Annotated in this window: 8 protein-coding genes; all 8 read left to right on the top strand. The window is 72.3% G+C overall.

Annotation, left to right across the window (positions count from 1 at the left end; translation table 11 throughout):
- Positions 1–88 precede the first annotated feature (88 nt).
- The 8 genes from IFT45_RS15000 to IFT45_RS15030 are packed head-to-tail and all read left to right on the top strand — an operon-like array spanning position 89 to position 9,040.
- Positions 89–1,756 (top strand): ABC transporter substrate-binding protein, encoded by a 1,668-nt coding sequence (locus tag IFT45_RS15000; RefSeq protein ID WP_192129121.1) that lies wholly within the window; start codon positions 89–91, stop codon positions 1,754–1,756.
- The gene (locus IFT45_RS15005; protein WP_056058720.1) at positions 1,753–2,733 is read left to right on the top strand and encodes an ABC transporter permease; all 981 of its coding nucleotides are present in this window, start codon (positions 1,753–1,755) and stop codon (positions 2,731–2,733) included. The genes IFT45_RS15000 and IFT45_RS15005 overlap by 4 nt, the downstream gene beginning before the upstream one ends.
- Positions 2,730–3,686, top strand: coding sequence for an ABC transporter permease (locus tag IFT45_RS15010; RefSeq protein WP_056058724.1), 957 nt, complete (start codon positions 2,730–2,732; stop codon positions 3,684–3,686). Before IFT45_RS15005 ends, IFT45_RS15010 begins: the two co-directional genes overlap by 4 nt.
- Positions 3,683–5,506: an ABC transporter ATP-binding protein gene (locus IFT45_RS15015; protein ID WP_192129107.1), complete on the top strand. Its 1,824-nt coding sequence runs from the start codon at positions 3,683–3,685 to the stop codon at positions 5,504–5,506. Before IFT45_RS15010 ends, IFT45_RS15015 begins: the two co-directional genes overlap by 4 nt.
- Positions 5,507–5,544: 38 nt before the next feature.
- Positions 5,545–6,735, top strand: a complete 1,191-nt coding sequence (locus IFT45_RS15020; protein ID WP_192129109.1) for a family 1 glycosylhydrolase — start codon at positions 5,545–5,547, stop codon at positions 6,733–6,735.
- A 17-nt stretch (positions 6,736–6,752) separates the two neighbouring features.
- Positions 6,753–6,938 (top strand): hypothetical protein, encoded by a 186-nt coding sequence (locus IFT45_RS16810; RefSeq protein ID WP_206759080.1) that lies wholly within the window; start codon positions 6,753–6,755, stop codon positions 6,936–6,938.
- A gap of 48 nt (positions 6,939–6,986) precedes the next feature.
- Entirely contained in the window at positions 6,987–7,970 is a 984-nt protein-coding gene (locus IFT45_RS15025; protein ID WP_192129111.1) for a thioredoxin domain-containing protein, read from the top strand.
- Entirely contained in the window at positions 7,967–9,040 is a 1,074-nt protein-coding gene (locus IFT45_RS15030; protein ID WP_192129113.1) for an LCP family protein, read from the top strand. Before IFT45_RS15025 ends, IFT45_RS15030 begins: the two co-directional genes overlap by 4 nt.
- The last annotated feature ends 76 nt before the right edge of the window (positions 9,041–9,116 follow it).

Below are 9,116 nucleotides of genomic sequence, written 5' to 3' on the forward strand. Positions count from 1 at the left end.
CGCGACCGACCGGTCCCGTTGCGTCCGGCAGATGTATGCGCTTACAATGGCGGAGCTCACCTCGACGACGAATGAGAGACCCGTGGCGATGAAGCTCACGTCAAGACCCCGCACGCTCGTGCGCACCGCGGTCGCCGCCCTCGCGGCCACCGCGCTGCTGGCCGGCTGCAGCATCCAGATCCGCAGCCAGCCCGACCCGACGATCGGCGCCGACACGATGCTGATCAACGCCGACAAGGGCAACCCGCAGTTCGAGCGGAACTTCAACCCGTTCCTCACGAACAAGCGCACCGCCTCCACCTGGATCTACGAGCCGCTGCTCGAGATCAACCCGCTCGACGGCGAGATCACGCCGTGGCTCGCCAGCGAGACCACGCTGCCCGACGCGCGCACCGTCGACATGACGATCCGCAGCGGCGTCGAGTGGTCCGACGGCACGCCGATGACGCCGGCCGACGTGGTCTACACGTTCGACCTGATCAAGGCGGCCCCGTCGCTCGACATCAAGGGCGCCTGGCAGCACATCGAGTCGATCGAGACCGAGGGCGACCACGTCGTCTTCCACCTGCAGACCGACGACGTGCCCGCGATGGAGATCATCGGCCAGACGACGATCGTGCCCGAGCACCTCTGGTCGCAGGTCGACGACCCGGCGACCTTCCGCAACCCCGACCCGGTCGGCACCGGCCCCTTCACGCTCGGCAACTACTCGCCGCAGCAGTACTCGATGGACAAGAACGAGACCTACTGGCAGGCGGAGAAGATCGAGATCGGGCACCTGATCCTGCCCGCGACGAACAACCAGCTCGACACCGTGACGCGCGGCTACGACTGGTCGTACTCGTTCATCAGCGACGTCGAGGGCACCTGGGGCGCGGCCAGCCCCGACAACACCTTCTGGTTCCCGCCGGGCGGCGTGATCGGCCTCGTGCCGAACCTCACCAAGGCGCCGTTCGACGACGTCAATGTGCGCCGCGGCATCGCCCTGGCGCTCGACCGAGCCCGCATCGCCGAGACCGCCACCGAGGGCTACCTCGAGCCGGCCGGCCAGACCGGGCTCATCCTGCCGAACCAGCAGGACGACCTCGACCCGAGCATCCCCAACGGCGGCGTGATCGAGCAGGACCGCGACGCGGCCCTCGCGGCCTTCGCCGCCTCCGGCTACGCGCTGCAGGGCGACCAGCTGGTCGGCCCCGACGGGCAGCAGCTGCGCATCACGATCACCACCGCCAACGGCTACACCGACTGGCTCAGGGCCGTGCAGGAGGTGCGGCGCCAGCTGGGGCTGATCGGCATCGACGTGCAGGTGCAGGCTCCCCAGCCCGCCGGCTACCAGTCGGCCATCGCCAACGGCGAGTTCGACATGGCGATGGGCGGCATGGGCAACGGCAACGTGTACCAGGCGTTCAACAACCTGCTGAACAGCGACTTCGCGACGCCGGTCGGCGAGACCACGGCCAACAACTTCGAGCGGTTCAGCGACCCCGCGGTCGACGAGCTGCTCGCCGAGTGGCGCGCCTCGACCGACCCCGCCGACCAGCAGCGGCTCAGCCACCAGCTGCAGAACGTCGTCTACGACCAGATGCCCGTGATCGGCCTGTACTACGGCGGTCTCTGGGGCCTCTTCAACGACGCCAAGTTCACCGGCTGGCCGAGTGCCGACGACCCGTACATGGCCCCCCAGAACTACGACCAGGCACCGCTGCTGATCTTCACGAAGCTGAAGCGCGTCGACCAGGAAGGCAGCGACCAGTGAGGTACGTCGCCCAGAAGCTCGGACTCTTCGTGCTCACGCTGTGGGCCGCGGTCACGCTCAACTTCATCCTGCCGAGGCTCATGCCCGGCAGCCCCACCGACGCCGCGATCGCGAAGCTCTCGCAGAACGGCCCCGTCTCCGACGCTACCCGCGCCGCCATCGAGGCCCAGCTCGGCGTCCCGACCGGCAACGTCCTGCAGCAGTACGTCGCGTACCTCGGGCAGGTCGTGCGTCTCGACTTCGGCACGAGCTACACGTTCTTCCCCGAGACGGTCGGCCACCTCGTCGGCCAGGCGCTGCCGTTCACGCTGATCCTCGTCGGGGTCTGCACGGTCATCGCCTTCGTGCTCGGCACCCTGATCGGTGTCGCGGCGGCGTGGAAGCGCGGCACCTGGCTCGACTCGCTGCCCACCCTGTCGGGCAGCTTCATGAGCACCTTCCCGTACTTCTGGACGGCCCTGCTGCTGCTCTTCTTCCTCGGCTACGTGCTGCACTGGTTCCCGACCACGGGCGCCTACGGCGCGACGACGACGCCCGGGTTCACGCCGGCCTTCGTCGGCGACGCGCTGCTGCACGCCGTGCTGCCGGCGATCACGATCCTGCTGACGAGCCTCGGCGGCTGGATCCTCGGCATGCGCAACGCGATGATCTCGACGCTCGGCGACGACTACGTCACCTTCGCCGAGGCGAACGGCCTCAAGGGCCGCACCGTGGCCGTGCGCTACGCCGCCCGCAACGCGATCCTGCCCAACCTGACCGGCTTCGGCCTCGCCCTCGGCGGCGTCGTCGGCGGGTCGATCCTGGTCGAGCAGGTCTTCGGCTACCCCGGCATCGGCTACCTGCTGTTCAACGCCGTCATCGGCCAGGACTACCCGCTGATGCAGGCCCTCTTCCTGATGATCACGGTCAGCGTGCTCGTCGCCAACTTCCTCGTCGACATCTTGTACGGCGTGCTCGACCCAAGGACCCGCCGATGACCTCCACCGTGTCCGTCCACCTGCCCGAGGGCGCGCCTCCCACCGGCCCCGCCGAGCAGAAGGCGCCCAGTCGCTGGCTCACCGTCGGCCGCATGGCCGCGACCATCTGGTCGAACCCCAAGGCGAAGATCGGCGTCGTCATCTTCGGCGTGTTCGTGCTCGTCGCGGTCTTCGCCCCGCTGCTCGCCCCCTACGGCGGCAGCGAGAACGGCTTCGAGCGCAACGCCGACGCCAGCTGGGCCCACTGGATGGGCACCACGGCGGCCGGCGAGGACGTCCTCAGCCAGCTGATCCACGGCGCCCGCATCAGCGTGTTCGTCGGCGTCGTCGCCGGGGTGCTGTCGACGCTGGTCGCCGTCGCGATCGGGCTGAGCTGGGGCTACATGAAGGGCTTCGGCGGCGACGTCGTCGGGTTCATCGTGAACCTGTTCCTCGTGATCCCGGGCCTGCCCCTCATGATCGTCATCGCGGCGTACCTGCAGAACGGCGGCATCGCGGTGATCCTCGCGGTGATCGTCATCACCGGCTGGGCCTGGGGCGCGCGCGTGCTGCGCAGCCAGACGCAGTCGCTGCGCTCGCGCGACTTCGTCACGGCGGCGCGGTTCTCGGGCGAGAGCTCGGGGCGCATCGTGTTCCGCGAGATCCTGCCCAACATGACGTCGCTGATCACGGGCTCGTTCTTCGGCGCCGCGACCAGCGCGATCCTCGCCGAGGCCGGCCTCGAGTTCCTCGGGCTCGGCGACTCGTCGATCGTCAGCTGGGGAACGATCCTCTACTGGGCGCAGAACTCGAACGCCCTGCTCACCGGGCAGTGGATCCTGCTGTTCGCCCCGGGCCTGTGCATCGCCCTGCTGGCGATGAGCCTGACCCTGATCAACTTCGGCGTCGACGCCGTCGGCAACCCCCGGCTCCGCGAAGGCGCGAAGCAGGAGAAGAAGGAGGCGCGCGCATGACCGTCAGGGAGCTCACCGACCAGCCCACCGCCTCCGGACCGTCCTCGGGCTCGTCCGCCTCGGGCGACGTGCTCCTCGACGTCCGCGACCTGAGCGTCGTCTACGAGAGCGCCGGCGCCGAGCCGGTGCAGGCGGTCGACCACGTGTCGTTCCAGCTGCGCCGCGGCGAGTTCGTCGGCCTGGTCGGCGAGTCGGGCTCGGGCAAGTCGACGCTCGGCTACGCGCTGACGCGGCTGCAGAAGCCGCCGGCCCGCACGAACGGCGGCAGCATCTGGTTCGACGGCGCCGACGTGCGCGACCTCGGCACCGAGGCCCTGAGGCAGCAGCGGCAGGGCGGCTTCGCGATGGTGCTGCAGTCGGGCATGAACGCACTGAACCCGGTGCGGACGATCCGCAACCACTTCGTCGACGTCTTCAAGGCCCACGGCCACGTGCCGCGCGACCGCTGGCACAGCAGGGCCGCCGAGCTGGTCGCCAAGGTCGAGCTCGACCCCGGCGTGCTGGCGCGCTTCCCCGGCGAGCTGTCGGGCGGCATGCGCCAGCGCGTCTCGATCGCCCTGGCCCTCTCGCTCGAGCCGCAGCTGATGGTGTTCGACGAGCCGACGACGGCGCTCGACGTGCTCGTGCAGCACGCTGTGATGGACACGATCATCTCGCTGCAGCAGAGCGAGGGCTTCACGGCCGTGCTGATCAGCCACGACCTCGGCATCGTGCTCGAGGCGACCGAGCGCGTGCTCGTCATGCACGAGGGCCGCATCGTCGAGGACGGCACGAGCGCCGACGTGCTCGCCGCCCCGCAGCACGAGTACACGCGGATGCTGCTCTCGCACTACGCCGACCCGCGCGCCGAGACCGTCTCGCTGCCCGGCTTCGACGACCGCTCGCTGCGCCGGGCCCGGGGCGAGCGCCGCGTCGACACGACCACGAGCGTGCCCAGCGTCAGCACACGGAGCACGAAGGTCGCCCAGAGCGCGATCGTCGTGAGCGGCGTCAGCAAGACCTACGCGCCTCCCCGCCGTGGCGACGAGCCCGTGCGGGCCGTCCGCGACGTGTCGTTCACGCTCGAGCCGGGGCAGTCGCTGGCCCTGGTCGGGCAGAGCGGCTCGGGCAAGAGCACGATCGCGAAGCTCGTCACCGGCGTCGAGTCGCCCACCAGCGGCAGCGTCACGTTCGGCGACACCGACGTGACGTCGCTGCGCGGCCGTGCCCTGCGCAGCTTCCGCAGCGACGTGCAGATGGTCTTCCAGGACCCGTACGCCGCCCTGAACCCGCTGCACACCGTCGAGTACACGCTGACGCGCCCCGTCGTGAACTTCACCGGGCTGAGGGGGCAGGAGGCGCGGAGCCGGGTCCTCGAACTGCTCGAGACGGTCGGCCTGACGCCGGTCGAGCAGTTCGCGGCGAAGCTGCCGCACCAGCTCTCCGGCGGGCAGCGGCAGCGCGTCGTCATCGCCCGGGCGCTCGCGAGCGACCCGCAGGTGATCATCGCCGACGAGCCGGTCTCGATGCTCGACGTCTCGCTGCGGGCCGGCATGCTCGCGCTGCTCGAGGACCTCCGTGAGCAGTGGGGCGTCTCGCTGCTCTACATCACCCACGACCTGCTCAGCGCGCGGCTGATCACCGACCACGTGATGGTGCTGCACGACGGCGCCGTCGTCGAGCGCGGGGCCACGGCGGAGGTGCTCCAGCGACCTACCGATCCGTACACGATCCAGCTGCTCGACGCGGTGCCGAACCCGCGGCGGACCCACGCGGCGGCCGCGGCGGCGCGCGCGTCCTCGGGTCGCGCGTCCTCGGGCCGCGCGTCCTCGGGTCGCTGACCCGCGCCTCCTGACCTCCCCTCGAAAGGAACCACCCTGTGCTGACCTTCCCCGACGGCTTCCTCTGGGGCGCCGCGACCGCCGCCCACCAGATCGAGGGCGGCAACGTCGCCTCGAACTGGTGGCAGCACGAGCACACGCCCGGCACGACGATCGTCGAGCCGAGCGGCGACGCCGCCGACAGCTACCACCGGTTCCGCGACGACATCCGGCTGCTCGCCGAGCTCGGGCTGAACAGCTACCGGTTCAGCATCGAGTGGGCGCGCATCGAGCCCGAGCGCGGGTTCGTCAGCAAGGCCCAGATCGCGCACTACCGCCGCATGGTCGAGACGTGCCACGAGTTCGGCGTCGAGCCGATCGTCACGCTGATGCACTTCACGGTGCCGCGCTGGTTCGAGCGCGACGGCTTCTGGCGGGCTCCCGACGCCGCCGACCTCTTCGCCCGCTACACGGAGCTCGCCCTGCCCGTCGTCAGCGAGGGCGTGCGCTACGTCTGCACGATCAACGAGCCGAACATCGCCGCCATGCTCGCCGGCGGCGAGGACGCCGCGAACCTCGTGGCCTACGGCCTGCCGAATCCTGACCTGCAGGTGGCCGACGCGCTGCTCGCCTCGCACAAGCGCAGTCGCGAGGTGCTGTCGCAGGTCGACGGCCTCAAGTCGGGCTGGACGGTCGCGACGCAGGCGTTCAAGGCCGTCGACGAGCCCGGCGCCGCCGAGGCCACCCGCGAGTACGGCTACGTGCGCGACGACTGGTACAGCGAGATGGCGGCGGGCGACGACTTCGTCGGCGTGCAGGCCTACACGCAGACCTTCGTCGGCCCCGAGGGGCCGCGCCCGGTCGCCGAGGGGCTCGAGACGACGCTGACCGGCTGGGAGTTCTGGCCGCCGGCCGCCGCCGAGGGCATCCGCAGCGCGTGGGAGCTCAGCGGCCACGTGCCCGTCATGGTCACCGAGAACGGCATCGCGACCGCCGACGACACCCGGCGCATCGCGTACACGCAGGGCGCCCTCGAGCACGTCCACGACACGATCGAGGAGGGCGTCGAGGTGCTCGGCTACCAGCACTGGAGCGCCCTCGACAACTACGAGTGGGCCAGCGGCTTCCGCCCCACCTTCGGCCTGATCGCCTGGGACCGCGACACCTTCGAGCGCACCTCCAAGCCGAGCGCCCGCTGGTACGGCGGCGTCGCGCGGGCCAACGGCCTCGAGCGGAGCTCGGCCGACTGAGACCGCGGCGGCGCCTCGTGCCGGGGCGTCGCCGTGCAGCACGGAGCGCGGGAGGCGCGGGTCGGCTGGCCCGTGCCTCCCGCGTCGTCGTCGGCGCACGCGGTGCTCCCGTGCCGCTGGTCGCCTGCGGGGTGCTGCCGTGCAAGGTGCTGCCGTGCGGGGTGCTGACGTACGAGGTGCTGCCGTGGTGGTTGCTGACGTGAACCATGTGAAATACGATGTGAGGATCGATCCGCTCCTGGAAGGCCCTCATGCCCGGCGAGAACCCGCACCCCGACCCTCTTCCCGACGTCCGACCCGACCCTCGGAAGGTCCCGCAGCCCGACCGCGCTGCCGGCACCGCGACTCCCCGGGGCCCGAGCGCCCGACGAGGCAGCCACGCCGCCCGGCGCGAGGCGCTGCGGGCCAAGGCGCGCGAGGTGCGCCTCCGCGAGCAGCGTCGTGAGCGGGGCGGGACGCTGCTCGTGCGCGCCGGCGTCCTCGCCGGCGGGGTCGCGCTCGTCACCGCCGCGGCCCTGGCCCTCGTGACCGCGGTCGGCCCGGCCCCCGCGACGGCCGTGCCGGCGAACGTCGCGGACGACGGGGTGCGCGTGGGCGCCGGCATGCTCGTCGAGCGGAGCGCGCCGCGCCCGGCGGGGGAGGCCCCCTCGGTCGAGCCGGCCCCGGCGGCCCGCGACGTCGCCGACGTCGTGGTCTGGGTCGACTACCACTGCCCCGCCTGCAAGGAGTTCGAGCTCGAGAACGCCGCCTACCTCGAGCAGCTCGTCACGACCGGGGCCGCGACCGTCCGCGTGCACCCCGTCGCGATCACCGACGGCTCGTCGCGCGGGGCCCGCTACGCGTCGCGCGCGGCGGGGGCGGCCCTGTGCGTGGCCGACCTGTCGCCCGACCAGTTCTGGCGCGCCTCCGACACGCTCTTCCTCGCCCAGCCGGCCCCCGGCGACCGCGGCCTGACCGACGAGCAGCTCGCCGCCCTCGTCACGGGCCTCGACGGGGTCGACGACGCCGCCGCGCTCGCCGAGTGCGTCGACGAGCGGCGCTTCGTGCCCTGGGTCGGCGCCGCCACGGCCCGGGCCTTCGCGGGGCCGCTGCCGACCGACGACCTCGAGTCGCTCCGCGGCACGCCGACCGTGCTCGTCAACGGCGAGCTGTTCGACGCGTCGCAGCAGACCTTCCCCAAGTTCGTCACCACCGTGCTGGGCGACGCCTACGCGGCCGAGCAGGTGACCCGGTGAGCGGGTCGCGCCGGGCGGCCCGGGCGCCCCGCGCGCCCCGGGTGCCGCGCACCGGTCGGGCTCCGCGTCCGCCGCGCCGCCCCTGGGCCACCGCGCTCGCCGCGGCCGCGGCCGTGCTGGTCGGCGTGCCGACCGTCGTCGCCCTCGTGGTCGCGGGGTTCGCCGCGCACCTGGTCTCGACCTTCGACGACCGGGCGACGACCATCGACCGGGCGTTCCCCTCCGAGCTCGGGCGGCCGCCGGTCGACGAGAGCGGCGCCCTGACCGTCCTGCTGCTCGGCACCGACTCGGCCGGCACGTCGCCGACCGACGCCGCTCCGGGCGTCGCGACCCCCGCCTCCCGCACCGACACCGTGATGCTCGTGCGCGTACCGGCCGACCGCAGCGAGGTGGTGGTGCTGTCCGTGCTGCGCGACTCGTGGGTCGACGTGCCCGGCCACGGCTCCGCCAAGATCAACGCCGCCCACGCCTGGGGCGGGGTGCCGCTGGTCGTCGAGACGGTCGAGGCCCTGCTCGGGGTGCGGGTCGACCACGTCGCGACGGTCGGCTTCGAGGGCTTCGCGGGCATGAGCGAGGCGCTCGGCGGGGTCGACGTCGTCTCCGAGCGCTCGTTCTCAGCCGGCGGCCACGACTTCGACGCGGGCGTGAACCACCTCGCCGGCGACCGGGCGCTCGACTTCGTGCGGGCCCGGGCGCCCTTCGCCGACGCCGACCACCAGCGGGCGCGCAACCAGCAGGCCTTCGTCCGCGGGCTCGTGAGCGGGCTGCTCGACCGGGGCACGCTCAGCGACCCGGTGGCGGTGAGCGGCTTCGTCGGCGTGGCCACCGAGCACCTCGCCGTCGACCCGGGCCTGACGCCGCGGCGGCTCGTCGAGATCGGCTGGGGGCTCCGCGACCTGTCGCCGTCCGGCATCCGCACCGCGACGGTGCCGACCGCGGGCGGAGGAGTCTCCGACGACGGCCAGTCCTACGTCTCGCTCGACCCGGACGGGGTGCGGTCGCTGGGCGACGCGCTCCGGGCCGACGAGGTCGGTGCGTGGCTCGACGGGCGGGCTGTGTCGGCGCCCTGACGTCCGGGGCCCGACCGGTGCGGGAGGACGGGCGAGGCCCCCTGCAGCTGGTGCTGCGGGGGGCCTCGTCGTGGTG

Source organism: Frigoribacterium sp. CFBP 13707, assembly GCF_014842245.1.
Lineage (GTDB): Bacteria > Actinomycetota > Actinomycetes > Actinomycetales > Microbacteriaceae > Frigoribacterium > Frigoribacterium endophyticum.

Excerpts from the sequence above, each read along its gene's own strand:
- IFT45_RS15025 (WP_192129111.1), top strand. The coding sequence starts at position 6,987 with ATGCCCGGCGAGAACCCGCACCCCGACCCTCTTCCCGACGTCCGACCC.
- IFT45_RS15000 (WP_192129121.1), top strand. The coding sequence starts at position 89 with ATGAAGCTCACGTCAAGACCCCGCACGCTCGTGCGCACCGCGGTCGCC.
- IFT45_RS15015 (WP_192129107.1), top strand. The coding sequence starts at position 3,683 with ATGACCGTCAGGGAGCTCACCGACCAGCCCACCGCCTCCGGACCGTCC.
- IFT45_RS15010 (WP_056058724.1), top strand. The coding sequence starts at position 2,730 with ATGACCTCCACCGTGTCCGTCCACCTGCCCGAGGGCGCGCCTCCCACC.